14 protein-coding genes are annotated in these 16787 nt (G+C 60.7%); 5 read left to right on the plus strand and 9 right to left on the minus strand.

Going from position 1 to position 16787, the window contains the following annotated elements:
- Positions 1 to 71: 71 nt before the first annotated feature.
- The 4 genes from B3N48_RS12380 to B3N48_RS12395 all read left to right on the plus strand — a co-directional run bounded on the left by B3N48_RS12380 (position 72) and on the right by B3N48_RS12395 (position 3306).
- Positions 72 to 365 carry a DUF6388 family protein gene (locus B3N48_RS12380; RefSeq protein ID WP_296183987.1) on the plus strand — a complete coding sequence of 98 codons (294 nt, stop codon included), beginning with the start codon at positions 72 to 74 and terminating at the stop codon, positions 363 to 365.
- A 149-nt stretch (positions 366 to 514) separates the two neighbouring features.
- Positions 515 to 1204 carry a crotonase/enoyl-CoA hydratase family protein gene (locus B3N48_RS12385; RefSeq protein WP_296183989.1) on the plus strand — a complete coding sequence of 230 codons (690 nt, stop codon included), beginning with the start codon at positions 515 to 517 and terminating at the stop codon, positions 1202 to 1204.
- 278 nt (positions 1205 to 1482) lie between these two features.
- Positions 1483 to 2241: a 1-acylglycerol-3-phosphate O-acyltransferase gene (locus B3N48_RS12390; protein WP_296183991.1), complete on the plus strand. Its 759-nt coding sequence runs from the start codon at positions 1483 to 1485 to the stop codon at positions 2239 to 2241.
- A gap of 93 nt (positions 2242 to 2334) precedes the next feature.
- Complete coding sequence (locus tag B3N48_RS12395; protein ID WP_296183992.1) at positions 2335 to 3306, plus strand: magnesium and cobalt transport protein CorA; 972 nt, start codon at positions 2335 to 2337, stop codon at positions 3304 to 3306.
- Positions 3307 to 4015: 709 nt separating this feature from the next.
- Here B3N48_RS12395 and B3N48_RS12400 read toward each other — a convergent pair.
- The 3 genes from B3N48_RS12400 to B3N48_RS12410 form a co-directional block, all read right to left on the minus strand.
- Complete coding sequence (locus B3N48_RS12400; protein ID WP_296183993.1) at positions 4016 to 4738, minus strand: amidotransferase; 723 nt, start codon at positions 4736 to 4738, stop codon at positions 4016 to 4018.
- Between the two features lie 138 nt (positions 4739 to 4876).
- Positions 4877 to 7018 (minus strand): 3-hydroxyacyl-CoA dehydrogenase NAD-binding domain-containing protein, encoded by a 2142-nt coding sequence (locus B3N48_RS12405; protein WP_296183994.1) that lies wholly within the window; start codon positions 7016 to 7018, stop codon positions 4877 to 4879.
- A gap of 249 nt (positions 7019 to 7267) precedes the next feature.
- Complete coding sequence (locus B3N48_RS12410; RefSeq protein WP_296183995.1) at positions 7268 to 8479, minus strand: acetyl-CoA C-acetyltransferase; 1212 nt, start codon at positions 8477 to 8479, stop codon at positions 7268 to 7270.
- A 638-nt stretch (positions 8480 to 9117) separates the two neighbouring features.
- Between B3N48_RS12410 and B3N48_RS12415 the strand changes: the two genes are divergently transcribed.
- Positions 9118 to 9489, plus strand: a complete 372-nt coding sequence (locus B3N48_RS12415; RefSeq protein ID WP_296183997.1) for a rhodanese-like domain-containing protein — start codon at positions 9118 to 9120, stop codon at positions 9487 to 9489.
- A gap of 465 nt (positions 9490 to 9954) precedes the next feature.
- Here B3N48_RS12415 and B3N48_RS12420 read toward each other — a convergent pair whose 3' ends face one another.
- The 6 genes from B3N48_RS12420 to B3N48_RS12445 form a co-directional block, all read right to left on the minus strand.
- Positions 9955 to 10782, minus strand: a complete 828-nt coding sequence (locus tag B3N48_RS12420; RefSeq protein WP_296184000.1) for a transglutaminase family protein — start codon at positions 10780 to 10782, stop codon at positions 9955 to 9957.
- Positions 10779 to 11738: an alpha-E domain-containing protein gene (locus B3N48_RS12425; protein WP_296184002.1), complete on the minus strand. Its 960-nt coding sequence runs from the start codon at positions 11736 to 11738 to the stop codon at positions 10779 to 10781. The genes B3N48_RS12420 and B3N48_RS12425 overlap by 4 nt, the downstream gene beginning before the upstream one ends.
- A gap of 12 nt (positions 11739 to 11750) precedes the next feature.
- A complete protein-coding gene (locus tag B3N48_RS12430; RefSeq protein WP_296184003.1) occupies positions 11751 to 13160 on the minus strand; it encodes a circularly permuted type 2 ATP-grasp protein in 1410 nt (469 codons plus the stop codon).
- Between the two features lie 569 nt (positions 13161 to 13729).
- The gene (locus B3N48_RS12435; protein ID WP_166594959.1) at positions 13730 to 14068 is read right to left on the minus strand and encodes a ribonuclease E inhibitor RraB; all 339 of its coding nucleotides are present in this window, start codon (positions 14066 to 14068) and stop codon (positions 13730 to 13732) included.
- A 248-nt stretch (positions 14069 to 14316) separates the two neighbouring features.
- Positions 14317 to 14553, minus strand: coding sequence for a hypothetical protein (locus B3N48_RS12440; RefSeq protein WP_296184005.1), 237 nt, complete (start codon positions 14551 to 14553; stop codon positions 14317 to 14319).
- A gap of 160 nt (positions 14554 to 14713) precedes the next feature.
- The gene (locus B3N48_RS12445) at positions 14714 to 16783 is read right to left on the minus strand and encodes an LTA synthase family protein (protein ID WP_296184006.1); all 2070 of its coding nucleotides are present in this window, start codon (positions 16781 to 16783) and stop codon (positions 14714 to 14716) included.
- Between the last annotated feature and the right edge of the window lie 4 nt (positions 16784 to 16787).

Below are 16787 nucleotides of genomic sequence, written 5' to 3' on the forward strand. Positions count from 1 at the left end.
CACAATCGCCCCTCACCGCAGCAACCTTACCCGTTGAAAACGTCAGCTCGACCCACAGGAGATCTACCTACATGAATAAAGAAGAATGGATCGAAGCTGCCCTGCCGAAGTACATCGTGACCAACCCGACGTTGCAGGAAGAAATCCAAGACCTCAGCCCCAAGGATCAGCAGGATCAAACCCGTTGGGCATTCGAGGACGAAGCCGAGGCCCTGAACATCGAAACCTGGGAACTGGCACTGCGCTTCAGCAGCAAGTCCGAGGACGAAATCCAGGCCCTGCGACTGGCCGTGCACAAGGAAGCCGCCGAGGCGCTGGACATGGACTGGGATGAGTACTGCGAATTGAACGCTGTCGAGGTCTGAACCTTCCTGCCTCTCCTCTCTTCGGGCCGCACCTTGCGCTTACCCTTTCGCGGCCCGAAACCCTGACTTATCGGTCACCCTTTGCGCTTTACCTTGCCCCCCGGGGTGAGTAACGTCTGCGCCATCTCACAACAATAAGGACTCGTTCCATGAGTGATCTGGTCGCGTATCAACTGGACGACGGCGTCGCCACGCTTACCCTGAGCAACGGCAAAGTCAACGCCATCAGCGGCGACGTGGTCGCGGCGTTCAATGCTGCCCTTGATCAAGCCGAAAAAGACCGTGCCGTGGTGATCATCACCGGCCAACCCGGCATTCTTTCCGGCGGCTACGACTTGAAAATCATGACCTCAAGCCCCGAAGCCGCGATGGACCTGGTGGCCGCCGGCTCGACGCTGGCGCGGCGCATGTTGTCCCACCCGTTCCCCATCGTCATCGCCTGCGGTGGGCACGCAGTGGCCAAAGGTGCGTTTCTGCTGCTGTCGGCGGATTACCGCATCGGCGTCGAAGGCCCTTTCAGCATTGGCCTGAACGAAGTGCAGATTGGCATGACCATGCACCACGCCGGCATCGAGCTGGCCCGTGATCGCCTGAGCAACAGCGCGTTTGGCCGCTCAGTGATCAATGGCGAAATGTTCGACCCCAACGGTGCACTTCAGGCCGGGTTCCTGGACAAGGTCGTCCCGTCGGAAGCACTCGTGGACACCGCGCGCACCGTGGCCCTGCAGTTGAAGAAGATCAACATGAAGGCGCACAAGCAGACCAAATTGAAGGTGCGCAAAGCGTTTCTGGAGACGCTGGACAAGGCGATCGAACTGGATCGGCAGCATCAGTTTTAAGGATACCTCGTCAGCCCCTCCGGCTGACGCTCCCCCTTTGCAGGCGTGCGCTTGCTCGCGAACGCGATCTGCCAGCGACAGACCGATTGACTAGTCGGGCGCCGTAGCGAGCGACCTCACACCTACAGGTGTCTTGCCCGCCCACAGCGCGAGCCGGTGGGTTCTCGGCCTCTGTAACATTCGCTTAAATTCGTCGATCACCGCCTGTCTGTCTGGCATTTGCCGATTCAAGTGCACATCCGTACACTGCGCCACCTTTTGTTACGAGAGTGGTTCGCATGCTGTTCGTCCTGCGTATGTTGCTGATGGGTGTGCATTTCGTCGTTGCAGGTGCAGTGGGTCTCGTCCTCGGCATCTGTCGTCCGTTCAACCCCGACAACAGCCGTCTGTGCGCCCGCCTCTACGCCGTGCCGGCCATGTGGATCCTGCGCCTGCGCCTGCATGCGCAGATGGGCGTGCACATTGACCGCTCGCGCCCCTGCGTGATCGTTGCCAATCACCAGTCGAACTACGACCTCTTCGTCCTCGGCAACATCGTGCCGCCGCGCACGGTCTGCATCGGCAAGAAAAGTCTGAAATGGGTGCCGTTGTTCGGCCAGCTGTTCTGGCTGGCGGGCAACGTGCTGATCGACCGGGGCAATCCATTGCGGGCGCGCCTTGCCATTCGCCAGACCACCGACACCCTCCAACAACGGGATACCTCGATCTGGGTCTTCCCCGAAGGCACGCGCAATCAGGGTAAAGGCCTGCTGCCGTTCAAGCGCGGGGCGTTTCAGATGGCCATTGATGCAGGCGTGCCCATTGTGCCGGTGTGCGTCAGCACCTATGTGCGGGAGATGCGCCTGAATCAATGGGACAGCGGTGAGGTGATAATCCGTTCGCTGCCTGCGCTCTCGACCACCGGCCTGACCAGCGACGACATCCCTGACTTGATCGCCCTGTGTCACAGCCAGATGCAAGCCTGCATCGAGCAAATGGACGCCCAATTGCGCACGCCTGCGGCGGTTGCCCAAACCGACGCTGAACAACTCACGTAAAACACTCGAACTCGTTGAAATTCGCCGACTCTCACTGGGGAGAGCGCGCTAAGCTGCGCAAGATTTTCCTCCTGAAAGAAGAAGCGAACCATCATGGGCCGAGTCGTTGCTGCCGCGGTTTACAGCGCCGGAAAAAAAGTCACCAACATCACCCTCGACGAAGGGGCCGCCTGGGCCGCAAAGCCCGGGCATTTCGTCTGGATCGGCCTGGAGCAGCCCAACGCTCAAGAATTGGCCACGCTGCAAAAGCAATTCTGCCTGCACGAACTGGCCATCGAGGATGCGCTGGAAGTGCACAGCCGCCCAAAGCTGGAAACCTTCGGCGATGCGCTGTTCATCGTGACGTACGCGCCGATTCGCGAGAACGGCAGGCTGATCTTCATCGAGACGCACATTTTCGCGGGCAAGGGCTACATCATCACCTCGCGCAACGGCGACTCGAAGTCCTATGGCCTGGTGCGCCAACGGTGTGAGGCGCGCCCGCTGCTGCTCGAGCACGGCGAAGACTTCGTGTTGTACGCGCTGCTGGATTTCGTCACCGAGAACTACCAGCCGGTGACCGAGGCCATCCACTGCGAGCTGGAAGAGCTGGAACACAGTGTACTCAGCACTGAACTCAATGAGGCTGACATTCATCGCATCCACGCGCTGCGCCGCGATCTCCTGCGCCTGCGCCGCTATGTCGCGCCGATGGTGGAGATCGGCGAGGAACTGCAGAAGCTGAGCTTCCCGTTCATCGACAAGAACATGAGGCCGTATTTCCGGGACGTGGAAATTCACGTCAAACGGCAGATGGAGGACCTAGCCAATCTGCGCGACATCGCCAGCCAGACCATCGAAATCGGCCTGCTGCTGGAGTCGTCCCGGCAAAGCCTGACCCAACGCAAATTTGCCGCCTGGGCTGCAATTCTCGCGTTCCCGACGGCCATCGCCGGGATCTACGGCATGAACTTCCAGAACATGCCAGAGCTGAGCTGGCACTACGGGTACTACGCAGTGCTGGGGGTCATCGTCGGCGGGTGTGGCGTTCTGTTTGCCAGCTTCAAGCGGTCCGGTTGGTTGTAGCGCTTCAAGGAAACGCTCGACCCCATTGTCACACCGCTTGGCCCGGCGGGAGCCGGCTTGCTGGCGATCTGTCGATTACAAATCATCCCTACGCCGCGGTCTGTAGGAGCAGCCGGAGGCACGACGGCCGCGTAGCGGTATTGCGGGCGCCGGTGGGGTGACTGACACACCGCCTCGCTGCCGTCGTTCCTCCGGCGGCTCCTACAAAGGTCGGGGGTGTGGCGGCATTCAGCGCACGACTCGCACCTCGTAGCAGTCGACTGGCTGGCGATCTGTCGATCACGAAACATCCCTACGCCGCGGTCTGTAGGAGCCGCCGGTGGCACGACGGCCGCGAAGCGATATTGCGGGCGCTGGTGGGGTGCCTGACATACCGCCTCGCGGCCGTCGTTCCTCCGGCTGCTCCTACAGAGGTCGGGGTGTGGCGGTAGTTAGCGTATGGCTAGCACCCCGCGTGAGTCGGTTTGCTGGCGATTCATAAAACATGCACACGCCGCGGTCTGTAGGAGCCGCCGGAGGCACGACGGCCGCGAAGCGGTATTGCGGGTGTCGGTGGAGTGCCTGACACACCGCCTCGCTGCCGTCGTTCCTCCGGCGTCTGCTACAGAATCAGAGGTGTGTCGGGGCGTTGTGCGAACGCCTCCAGCCCGCGAGGCGGTTCGCACACAGAACGCGCTTCAAATCAGCAATCGCAGTGCAGGGATCAACGTCAGGCGACCTGCGGCTTGTTTGCTACGAACCGCATCATCCACTCCGCCACCGTGGTGCCATGGTGGTCCTCGTTCAGGCTGGCAACGCCTTTGCTGTACACCTGCTCGCCCAGCGCATCCTGACGGATATCGAGGAGGGTTCGCGAGTAGTCGTGAATGAACTCCGGGTGACCCTGGAAGCACAGCACTTGATCATTAATGTGGTACGCCGCGAACTGGCAGAAATCGCTGGAGGCGATGACGGTCGCACCCTCCGGCAGTGCCGTGACCTGATCCTGGTGGCTGATCAACAGGGTCAGCTTGTCCATCGCCGGGGTCATCCAGGGCTTGGCCGGTGCCAGGTCGTAATGGTGGATGCCGACGCCCCAACCCTGCGTCGCGCGCTCGGTCTTGCCACCCAGCAGTAACGCCAGCAGTTGGTGGCCAAAGCACACACCCAGCAACTTGTCGCCCGCCTTGTAGCGCTCCAGCAGGTAAGTCTTGAGAGTTTGAATCCAGGGGTCGGTGCCGAAGGAGTCGGCCTTGGAGCCAGTGACCAGGTACGCATCGAAACGCTCGTCGTCCGGCGGGTAATGACCCTCCATCACGTTGTAGACGACGAATTCAGCCGGGATGGGCTGGCGGGAGAACAGCGATTCGAACATCCGCCCATAACCTGTGTATTGATCGACCAGTTCCGGGCGAAGAACGTCGGTTTCCAGAATGCAGATGCGTAACGACATGAAAATTACCTGAAGCGACAAGGCGAAAATGCACACGCCCAAGCCTGCCCGGAAGACCGAGGCAAGGCAAGGGCCACTGTGTCGTCATTTGCCCTCAAACTGAACCTTCGCTGTACCGGCGCGAAAACGATGCAGCGCTCAAAAAAGCCTGCCGTCACGCGCTTTGTCCAACAGCAGTGCCGGAGGCTCGAAACGTTCACCGTACTGCGCTGCGAGCGCTCGCGCGCGGGCGATGAAATCGTTGAGCCCGTATTGATTGATGAACTGCAAAGCCCCGCCGGTCCAGGCTGGGAAGCCGATGCCGAAGAGCGAGCCGATGTTGGCGTCAGTGGTCGAGCGCAACACGCCCTCTTCGACACAGCGCACGGTTTCAAGGGCCTGAATGAAGAGCAAGCGGTCGCGAATATCCTGGCCCGTGATCTGCACCTCAGGTTGCTCGAAGCGTGCTTTAAGCTCGGGCCACAGACGTTTGCGCGCCCCTTCGGGGTAATCGTAGAAACCGCCCCCTGCGGCCTTGCCTGCGCGTTTGTACTCATTCAGCAACACATCGATCACTGCTATGGCGGAGTGCTCAACGAGCGTTTCGCCCTGCTCTGCCAGATCTTTGCGCGCCTGCTGTCGGATCTGGCTCATCAGGCTGAGTGACACTTCATCGGACACCGCCAGCGGCCCCACGGGCATCCCGGCTTTGCGTGCTTCGGTTTCGATCATCACCGCCGACACACCCTCGCCCAGCATGGCGATGCCTTCGTGGGTGAAGGTGGCGAACACCCGCGAGGTGAAGAAGCCCCGCGCATCGTTGACGACAATCGGCGTCTTGTTGATCTGCTGCACGAAATCGAAAGCGCGGGCCAGGGTCATGTCGTTGGTGCGTGCGCCTTTGACGATTTCGACCAGACGCATTTTGTCCACCGGACTGAAGAAGTGCATGCCGACGAAGCGCTCCTGGCGGCTGACCGCCGTGGCCAGCCCGGTGATCGGCAGGGTCGAGGTGTTAGAGGCAATCACAGCGTAAGGCACCACCACCTGCTCGGCGGCGGCGCTGACCTGGGCCTTGAGTTCCCGGTCTTCGAACACCGCTTCGATGATCAGGTCGCAGCCTTCGAGGTCGCTGTCGCGGCCCGTGGTCTTGATCCGGCCCAGCACGGCCTCACGCTGATCGGCTGTGATCCGCCCTCTGGCGACCTGCTGATCCAACCGTTTGACGGCGTAATCCTTGCCCTTTTGCGCAGTGGTCAGGTTCACGTCTTTCAGCACCACACTGATCCCCGCCAGTGCGGTGACATAGGCGATGCCACTCCCCATCATCCCGGCACCGAGAATGCCGACTTTGCGCATGTGATAGACCGGCGGCGCCTTGGGCCGTGATTCCCCACCATTGAGTTCGTTGAGCTGAAACCAGGTGCCAATCATGTTTTTGGCGATTTGACCGGTCGCCAGTTCGGTGAAGTAGCGGGCTTCGATCTTCTCGGCGGTGGCGAAGTCCACCTGCGCGCCTTCGACGGCGGCGGCGAGGATTTTCTCGGGCGCCGGATACAGCCCTTGAGTTTTGCTGCGCAGCATCGACGGGGCGATGGCCAGCATCTGCGCCACTTTCGGGTTCGAGGGCCCGCCGCCTGGAATCTGGAAGCCCGGTTGATCCCAAGCCTTGCTCGGCGCGGGATTCGCCAGAATCCACTCACGGGCCATGGTCAGCAGCGCGTCGGTATCATCCGCAAGCTGATCTATCAGCCCGGCCCTGAGCGCCTGTTGCGGGTTGAGGATTCGCCCTTCCATGAGCAACGGCAGGGCCTTTTCGAGCCCCAGCATCCGTACCAGGCGCACCGTGCCGCCACCGCCGGGGAGCAAGCCGAGGGTGACCTCCGGCAAACCGAGGCGCACCTGTTTAGCGTCCAGCGCGATACGGTGATGGCAAGCCAGACACAGCTCCCAGCCCCCGCCCAGCGCTGCCCCGTTGATCGCCGCCACCACGGGTTTACCGAGTGTTTCCAGCGCCCGAAGCTGCGCCTTGAGGTCCAGCGTCATCTGGTAGAACCAAGGGGCGCGAGATTTATCCACCTGTACCAGTTCGTTCAGATCCCCCCCGGCGAAGAAGGTTTTTTTCGCCGAGCGGATGATGATCCCGATGAGGCGGTCTTGGTCGGCGTGCAAGCGATCCAGGGTCTCGGCCATCGCCTGGCGATAGGTGGCGTTCATTGTGTTGGCCTGCTGGCCGGGCATGTCCAGCGTCAGCGTGACGATCTGATCGGGGCCGAGGTCGTAGTGGATGGCGTCAGTCATGCGGTCGTAGTTCCTGAAACTATTTTTATGGGGAGAACACCAGGCTTCTGCCCGGAAAGCGTATGAGCCAGCTTGCTTGCGATCGGCCAGGAATCCGCAGCAGCACCAGACACCTCGGCTCTGTCAGCCAGATTGCGTGCACAAACTTTACGGCCGTGTCGCGCCAGATCGTGAGCGAGCTGGTGGGCTCGGCCTCCGGCCAGAATCAAAAGTCCTCCAGGGCGGAGCCACATAAGCTGTGCGCCGGAATCAAACATCTGCCCGCTCGATAATTGTCGCAATCCCCATCCCTCCCCCCACGCACAGCGTCGCCAACCCGTAACGCAACTGCCGCGCTTCGAGCTCATCGAGCAGGGTGCCGAGGATGATGCAACCCGTGGCGCCAAGCGGATGACCCAAGGCAATGGCGCCACCGTTGACGTTGACCTTGTCCGGGTCGACGTTCAGGTCTTTGATGAATTTGAGCACCACCGAGGCGAAGGCTTCGTTGACCTCGAACAGGTCGATGTCTTCGATCTTCAATCCAGCCTTTGCCAGCACTTTGCGGGTGGCCGGTCCCGGCCCGGTGAGCATGATCGTCGGGTCGGTACTGGTGACAGCAGTCGCGACGATGCGCCCACGAGGCCGCAAGCCCAATTCCTGGCCTTTTCGCTGGGACCCCACCAGCATCAACGCTGCACCGTCGACGATGCCCGAGCTGTTGCCGGCCGTGTGCACGTGTTCGATCCGCTCGACGTGGCTGTAAACCCGCAGTGCCGTCGCGTCATAGCCCATATGGCCGATGGCTTCGAAACTGGGCTTGAGTTGGCCTAACCCCTCAAGCGTCGAGTCGCCGCGGATGAATTCGTCGTGGTCCAGCAGCAACAAGCCGTTCTGATCCCGCACCGGCACCAGCGAGCGGCGGAATGCGCCCTTCTCCCGGGCCGCCGCGGCCTTTCGTTGAGACTGCAACGCGTAGCGGTCGACGTCCTCGCGGCTGAAACCCTCAAGGGTGGCGATCAGGTCGGCGCCGATGCCTTGAGGGGTGAAATGGGTGTGCAGATTGGTCAACGGGTCCAACACCCAAGCGCCGCCGTCGCTGCCCATGGGCACGCGCGACATGGACTCCACGCCGCCTACCACCACCAAATCCTCGAACCCTGAACGGATCTTCATCGCTCCCAGGTTCACCGCTTCCAGACCCGACGCGCAGAATCGATTGACCTGCACCCCGGCTACGTTCACGGCCCAATCAGCAACCAGCGCAGCGGTCTTGGCAATATCGGCCCCTTGGTCGCCAATCGGCGTCACGCACCCCAGTACGATGTCGTCGACCTGAGACGTATCCAGATGGGTGCGTAGCTGTAGCTCTTTCATCAAGCCAGCCAGCAAACTCACGGGCTTCACGCTGTACAGCGCCCCGTCGGGCTTGCCCTTGCCCCGAGGCGTGCGCAGTGCATCGAAAATAAACGCTTCGGTCATCCTGTCCCTCACTGTCCAGTTGAAATTTTTATGCTGCCGACGCTCAAACCGTCACACCTCTGCGCTCAATGCCGGAAGTGCCCCGTTCACTGACCATGCTGAAGCCTAGCTCGTTGTAAGAAGTTTCGGACTCAGACGAACGGTAGGCGACTATCGGATGCCACCCACTTTTGCCGGACGTGTCTAGAAAGGGAGTGTTTCATGGTAGCCATTGGCTTTATCACCAATTTTCCTAACAAAATTGCATTGTTCATACCAAACCGATCTAAGCGGCGTGGCACGCGGGCTCTAAGGTTAGGTCTGTAGCACTGAAGCAGTGGCGCACTAAATAACGATTCACATAGCGCCCTTGTTGCCGATCACTTGTCGGGACACCTGCTCTTTGGATTTCACCTCTGCCAGCGGCCGCTTCTTCCTTTGACGAAGTCGGCGCTTTTGTCGCTCAGGAATAACAACAAAAGGCATGCGCCATGTTCAAGCATTCGAAAGTACGTCAAGCCGGGCTGATCGTTTTCGCCACCACACTGCTGTTGATTTTGCCGAATCTGACCCGTTTGTTCGGCTGACCTTGTGCATCCACGCTTGCGACACTGCGTATTTGTGCCACCCTCTTTCTGTCGAAACAGGGAGGTGAGCGCATGCGTCAGTGGATGGCCGTTTTCGCACTGGGTGTCAGCGTCGTTGCACAGGCAGGGCCGGTCGAACAGGCAGAGGCCGTGGCCGCGATCAGGGATGGCAAACTGGCCATCGATGTACGCAGTCAGACCGACTACGACGCCGGGACCGTGCTCAACGCCGTTCGCGTCGACGACCGCCGCCTGGTGCCGCAACTCAAACAGGTCATGACAGACCGCAATCTGGTGATGGTGGTCTTCAGCTCCAGCAACGCCCGGGCCAGTGACGCCCAAGACCGGCTGCTCAAGGTTGGCTACAACAGCATCATCAACGGCGGCACCTACGACGAACTGCACAATGCGCTGTACGACGTGAGCGATGATCCTGCCGAGTAACCCCTTTCTGAGTCGTCTTCTGCCTGTCAGCCTGAGACAGCTGCGATCCACGACGCCGCGCAACGGGGCTGCAGATCAGCACGCCAGCGAACACCCACGAAGTGTTGTCGGATCAATAACTGGACCCGTCGGCGTCCCGAGGTCTGACGCAAAACGACGGTGGGAGCCGGCTTGCTGGCGAAGGCGTCTGTCAGCCATTCAGGTGGCGTCTGACAGGACGCCTTCGCCAGCAAGCCGGCTCCCACACAGGTGAACGGCCCCAAGCACTGCACCGACATTTTCATTCGGGGCCAAATAAAATCCTGAACTCACCGGAAACCCGTAGCAGACGCCGGAGGCACGACGGCAGCGAGGCGGTGTGACAGACACGCCCCAATCGTCAGACCCACCGCTTCGCGGCCGTCGTGCCTCCGGCTGCTCCTACAGGATCGGCATTGGACGCTCCAGACCTAGGCACGGAGTGCCTTACGACTGCCGCTGCACCTGCATCTGTGTCACCGGCAACGCAATGGGCGCTGAGTCTGAGACCACTACTTTGGCGTGCATCTGCTCGCAGCCACCGCCGCGACGCATGCCGCGCACGGGGCAGGCATCCAGATAATCCAGCCCCACCGCCAACTTCAAATGACGCTCGGGAATGGCCAACTGGTTCGTCACGTCAAAGCTGTACCACGCGCCTTCGATCCATGCCTCAGACCAGGCATGGCTGGACAGGTGTTCGCTGCTGTCGCTGTACAGATAACCCGACACATAGCGCGCTGGCACACCAAGGCTCCGGGCGCAGGCGAGAAACGCGTGGGTGTGATCCTGGCAAACCCCTGCGCCATTGGCGAACGCCTGCGCGGCGCTGGTCTCCACGGCAGTCGAACCCGGGGTGTAAACGATGTGCTGGTTCAGCGCGTGCATCAGGTCAATCAGCCCGGTCCGGTCGGTACGGGTCTTGGTTTCTCTCGCGGCGAATTCACGCATCGCTTCATCGGCCTCGGTGAGGCGGGTGAAGCGCAGGAACGGCAACGAGGACTGGCTTTCGTGTTCGGCTTCGCGTTTCTCGTCGATTTCCACCTGCCCTCGGGCACCGATGACGATGGCCTCATGGGGCTCGTCCAGGGTGAGTACATGCAGGATGTTGCCGAACGGATCGACCTGCGCGCGCACCGGGCGCGGCAATGCCAACTGCCAGCTGAGCACTTGCTGGCGCTCGCTGTCGTGTGGGGTCAGACGCAAATACTGGATGCTGGCGCGGACCTGATCTTCGTAGTGATACGTGGTCTCGTGGCTAATGGACAGTCTCATGCTGCCTCCAGATAGGAAGTGTGAATAACGTTACCCAGTTGGGCCAGCAGCGGAATGAATTCGTTCAACCATTCATGCAGACCCTCGTCGAGGATTTCGTCGATGCCGGTGTAACGCAGACGTGCATCGAGTTCGGCTGCCAACCGTTGCGCAGGGCGGCCATTGGCGCCCGGCAGGCTGGCGAGAATCAGGTCCAGTTCCTCAAGACAGGCACGCAGCGAGCGCGGGATGTCGGCGCGCAACAGCAGCAATTCGGCCACCTGGCGTGCCCCCGGCGCATCGCGGTAGACCTCGGTGTAGGCTTCAAATGACGACAAGGCACGCAACAAGGCGCTCCACTGGTAGTACCCTGCCGCCGAGTTGTCCGCCGCCGCGTTGGCGGACGGGCCCCGCAGTTCGAGCATTTCGTAACGAGCATCCAGCAGACGCAGAGTGTTATCAGCGCGTTCGATGAAGGTTCCCAAACGAATGAAGCGAAACGCGTCGTTGCGCATGATGGTGCCGTAGGTCGCCCCCCGGAACAGGTGGGAACGCTCCTTGACCCACTCGCAGAAGCGGCTCATGCCGTATCGGCTGAGGCCTTGTTCGGCGATGCCGCGAATTTCCAGGTAGGTAGCGTTGATGTTTTCCCACATGTCCGCGGTAATACGCCCACGCACCGCATGGGCACTGGCCCTCGCTGCGGCCAGGCAACTGAAAATGCTCGCCGGGTTGGCGGCGTCGAGGGCGAAGAAATGCAGCAGGCGTTCGGCGTGCAACTCGCCGTGACGCTCGAGGTAATCGTCCAGAGTGCCGGTGATCAGCAGCGGCATGGCGAGCTCATTGAGGCCATCCCCGCGTCCGTCCTGAGGCATCAACGACAGCGAGTAACTGACGTCCAGCATCCGCGCGAGGTTTTCCGCCCGCTCCAGATAGCGCGACATCCAATATAAATCCGAGGCAGTTCTACTTAGCATTGGCAGGCATCCTTAATCCTCGACCACCCAGGTGTCCTTGGTACCGCCACCCTGCGACGAGTTGACCACCAGTGACCCTTCGCGCAGTGCAACGCGGGTCAGGCCACCGGGTACGACGCGGGTTTCGCGGCCGGAGAGGACGAAGGGGCGCAGGTCGATGTGTCGCGGGGCGATGCCGTTCTCGACGAACGTCGGACAGGTCGAGAGGGACAAGGTGGGTTGAGCGATGTACGCATGGGGCTTGGCTTTCAAACGAGCGCGAAACGCCTCGATTTCCGCAGCGGTCGCCGCCGGGCCGACCAGCATCCCGTAACCACCCGAACCTTGGGTTTCCTTGACCACCAGGTCGCCGAGATTGGCCAGTACGTGGGACAGCTCCTCGGGCTTGCGGCACTGCCAGGTCGGCACGTTCTTCAGAATCGGCTCTTCGTCGAGGTAGAAGCGGATCATGTCGGTCACGAACGGATACACCGACTTATCGTCGGCGACGCCCGTGCCAATGGCGTTGGCCAGCACGACATTGCCAGAGCGATAAGCCGACAACAGGCCCGGCACGCCGAGCATCGAGTCCGGATTGAACGCCAGCGGATCGAGGAACGCGTCGTCAAGACGGCGGTAAATCACGTCGACCGCTTTCGGGCCGTCGGTGGTGCGCATGAACACGCGATCGTCGCGCACGAACAGATCAGCGCCTTCCACCAATTCGACGCCCATTTCCCGCGCCAGGAAAGCGTGCTCAAAGAACGCACTGTTAAAGCGCCCCGGCGTCAGCACGACCACGCTGGGATTATCCAGAGGGCTCGAACTCTTCAATGTGTCGAGCAGCAAATTCGGATAGTGATCGACCGGCGCGATGCGCTGCGCGGCGAACAGTTCGGGGAACAGACGCATCATCATTTTGCGGTCTTCGAGCATGTAGCTCACGCCGCTCGGGGTGCGCAGGTTGTCTTCGAGGACGTAATAGGTGCCGTCGCCATCGCGTACCAGATCGACACCGGAAATGTGCGAATAGAGGTCGCGATGCAGATTGAGACCTTGCATCGCCAGCTGATATTGCTCGTTGGCCAGGACTTGTTCGGCGGGAATGATCCCGGCCTTGATGATGCGCTGATCGTGATACAGGTCGGCGAGGAACATGTTCAGCGCCTTGACCCGCTGAATGCAGCCGCGCTCGACGACGCGCCATTCACTGGCCGGGATACTGCGTGGAATCGTATCGAAAGGGATGAGACGCTCGGTCCCCTGCTCGTCACCGTACAGCGTGAAGGTAATCCCGGCACGATGAAACAAAAGATCGGCCTCACGCCGACGCTGAGCGAGCAGCTCAGGTGGCGCTTCGCCCAGCCAGCGGGCGAATTCCCGATAATGCGGACGGACAGCGCCATCAGCATCGTACATCTCGTCGTAAAAGGTGCGGATCATGCCGTACTCCTTGTCACCATGGACACCGTGACCATCGCAAGGCCCGTGCCAGCGGCATAAACGCTTCAGAATCAATGGGTTGTGTAAATCAGCGAAAGCCTTCGCACCATTCCTGTGCATGAAGCGCTCTAACCCATTCCCCTACGCTTCATGGCGAAGCGCTCTGTTGCAGAAAAACCTATGGGAAGCATAGCCAGAGTTGATTTCCCGGCCTGACTTCGTTCGCGAATAATCGCGCCATCAACGCTGACACGCGGGGTGCAGACGGCACCGACGCGTGGTTGGCGTGCCAGGATTGCCCAACGAATTCCCTTTCCGCCGCTCCTTCAAGAGCGGCTTTTTTTTTGCCCGTTTTTGATGTCATGTTCACAAGATGAACGTCCCTGACACCACCTGCCGCCCTCTGGGAGTGGACTGGCTCACGAATGCTGAAGATCAGCCGCCAATGAAGCTACGACTGCAACTGCTCTTTCTTGAGCAAGCTCACTCCCACAGGTTTATGCCCGGATGGGTCAGCGGCGAACACTTTCGTCGCTGGCCATCCCGCCCGGGCACAGTGGCTATAGATCTCAATGAAGCCGCTTGATCTCCTGCTTCACGCCCCACCCCTCGACCTCGCCGTCCAGGCCGAGGATCGCGGTCTGAAAGTCTTGCTCGAAGTCGCCGATGCCGTCGTACGTGGCGTACATCAATTTGCTCAATTGCAGGTGCCACGCCCCGTCCTCACGGGCGTTGACTTGGGTATTTAGGGATTCACCGCGAAATTTCTCTGCCGCCTGACGCGCCCGCTCCTCATCCGGGAAGACGGCGTAAAACTCGATGGGGTGGATACGTGCAAAATCGAAACCGCCTTCTTTCATGCGGCGCAGTACGTGGCTGCTGATGTCTTCTTGATAGGTCGTGCTCATGAAACGTCCTCCTATGCAACGATAGATAGAGTTTCAACAATCCCGAAACGCTTCCTGAGGAAGGGTCGAGCGACGGATCATCCGCCGCACGGGACTCAAGCATGTCGCTGACAAGGCCGGTGCCGCTGTTACAAATCAGGCATCTGAACGGGAACTGGCCCGGATAGATGCTTCACCGGCCTCGATCGCAGAGTACGCCCATTGCTGGCATGTTGCCAATTGCTAACCTGCGCTGAGGGCTCAGGCTTTCAGGACGCCTCCACAATGGAAAGGATCTGTACCGCGTTTTGCTCTTTCAATATTTCGGCTGTGGGGGCTTTGGATCGACCGTCCAGATCGTTCAGATCAAGCTCATTGACGACCGGGAACAGAATCGGGCGCAGGTGCTGCGCAGCCTCCTCCTCACTGGGACGGTGCTCGAGTTCAAGATTGCGGCTTTGCTGCACACCATCTTTATCCTGAAACGAAATAGTCCAGACTTTCATCAATGTCTCCTCAGTCAGGCCGCACGTCGGCCTACGGAAATCGGACTGCGCTGTTTTGGCATTTGTTCAACGTTTTTCGCCCTTGGCAGGAAGGACTCAAGGCAAAAAAAGAGGCCAACGGGGGTAAACCCGAGGCCTCCTTTTTCATGCGCGACGGGTCTTACGGCTTGGCGTCTTTCACGCCAGCGGTGTTGTCGAGCAGGCTCTTGGTGGCGGTTTGCAGGAAGCTGTCGAGCTTCTTGCGCAGTTCGGCCACGTCAGGCGCGTTCGGAACCAACTCGGCGTGAGGCTTGGTGCCCAACGCGTAGTTGTACATCTTCGGCTCCATTTCCTTCGGCTCGATCAGAATGCGATTGCCTGTGACGATTGCCACGGTCTGTTCGCTGCCGGAGGGTTTGATCACGCCGAAACCCAGATCGCCCGCAGGCAGGTTCAGCAGGTCGCGGCCCCAGCATTGATGCACGGTGTCGCCACCCAGACGCCCCATGATGGTGGGGACAATGTCGATCTGAGTGCCGACGATGCTGCTGCGTTTGCCGAACTTGTCCTGCAGGCCGGGGGCGATCATCAGCATTGGCACGTTGAAGCGGCCCAGGTCCATCTCGGTGATCTGCTCGTTGTTGCCAAAGCCGTGGTCACCCACGACCACGAACAGGGTGTCCTTGTAGTAAGGCTCTTTCTTGGCTTTCTCGAAGAACTGGCCCAGCGCCCAGTCGGAGTAGCGCATCGCCGTCAAATGCTCGTCCAGCGTGCCATGGCCGGTCACCCGTTCCACGGGCAGGTTGGCGGGCAACGCGTACGGCGTGTGGTTCGACAAGGTTTGCAGCAGCGCGTAGAACGGCTTGCCTTTGGCCTCCCGGTCTTTCAGTTCCTGAGCGCCACGGTCGAACATGTCCTGGTCGGACACACCCCATGTCGGGTCGGAAAACACCGGGTTGACGAAGTCGTTGCGGCCGATGAAGTTGGTCATGCCCTGGTTGCTGAAGAACCCGGACTGGTTGTCCCAGGCGAAATCGCCGTTGTAGACGTACACGTCGTCATACTTGCGGGCGCTCAGCAGTTGCGGCAGGCCGGACAGCTTGTGGCTGCCTTCCGGCGTCTGCATCAGGTATTCGAAACCCGGCAGGTTCGGGAAGCAGGCCATGGTCGCGAACATGCCCTGATGGGTGTGCGTGCCGTTGGAAAAGAAGTGGTCGAACAGCAGTCCCTCTTCCGACAGTTTGTCGAAGTACGGCGTAATGTTGGATTCGTCGCCCAGCGCACCCACCGAGTGACCGGCGAAGCTTTCCATCAGGATGACGACGACGTTCTTGATCGGCAGCGTGTTGCCGGCAGGCGGAGTGAACTCGCGGCGGATAGCGGCCTTGTCCGGATCCACCAGCTTGTCGTTGGCCGTCAGCAACATGTCGCGCACGGTCTGCTGCGCCTCAGGCTGCGGCAGCGTGGCCTTCCAGATGTTGTCGCGGTCTTCGGACATACGGCTCTTGGCGGCAGCGATCAGCGTCAGCGTGCCGTTCAGGCCGAGGGTGTTGGCGAAATTCGAATCGGTGGTGTACGCGTCGCCCCAACGCAGCGGAGGACCCTGCCGCAAGGTGCCGCGCGCCGCGATCACGGCGACGACAAGGCACAGGACGAAGACGCCAACGCGGGTGTACCACGGCGCGACGACGCGGTTGCTGGCGCTGCTGATATTGAAGCCGCCACGAGGACGCGTCGCGCGGTCGATGCCCTTGAACACCAGGCTCAGCAGCCAGGTCACAACAGCCCACGCCAGCAGATAGCGCACCACCGGATAGCCGTACCAGATCATGCTGAGGACGGTTTTCGGATCTTCTTTCACGTACTGAAACACCAGGCCGTTCAGGCGTTGGTGGAACTCGCGGTAGAAGTCCATCTCCATCAGGCCGAAGAACGTGGTCAGGCTCGCGACCAGCGTCAGCCAGAAGCGGAACAGACCGCGGGCCGCCATCAAGCGCGCGCTGAACAGGGCCAGCAGCAGCGGGATCAGGATGTAGACCACCAGCCGCAGGTCGAAACGCAGCCCGTTGCCGAAGGCCTCGATGAACGTCGAGGCCGGCGTGGCGCCGATCCCTTCGCGGTTGTAAACCAGCAGCGCAACGCGCAACAGGGTGTACAGCACCATCAGCGCCAGCCCGCTCAGCAGCGTATAAGCCAGGTGCGATTTGACGGTAGGTTGCGGCGCGCGCGCCGGGGCGTCCGGTTTGGCCATGTGT

This window comes from Pseudomonas sp. UBA1879 (assembly GCF_002338065.1).
Taxonomy (GTDB): domain Bacteria; phylum Pseudomonadota; class Gammaproteobacteria; order Pseudomonadales; family Pseudomonadaceae; genus Aquipseudomonas.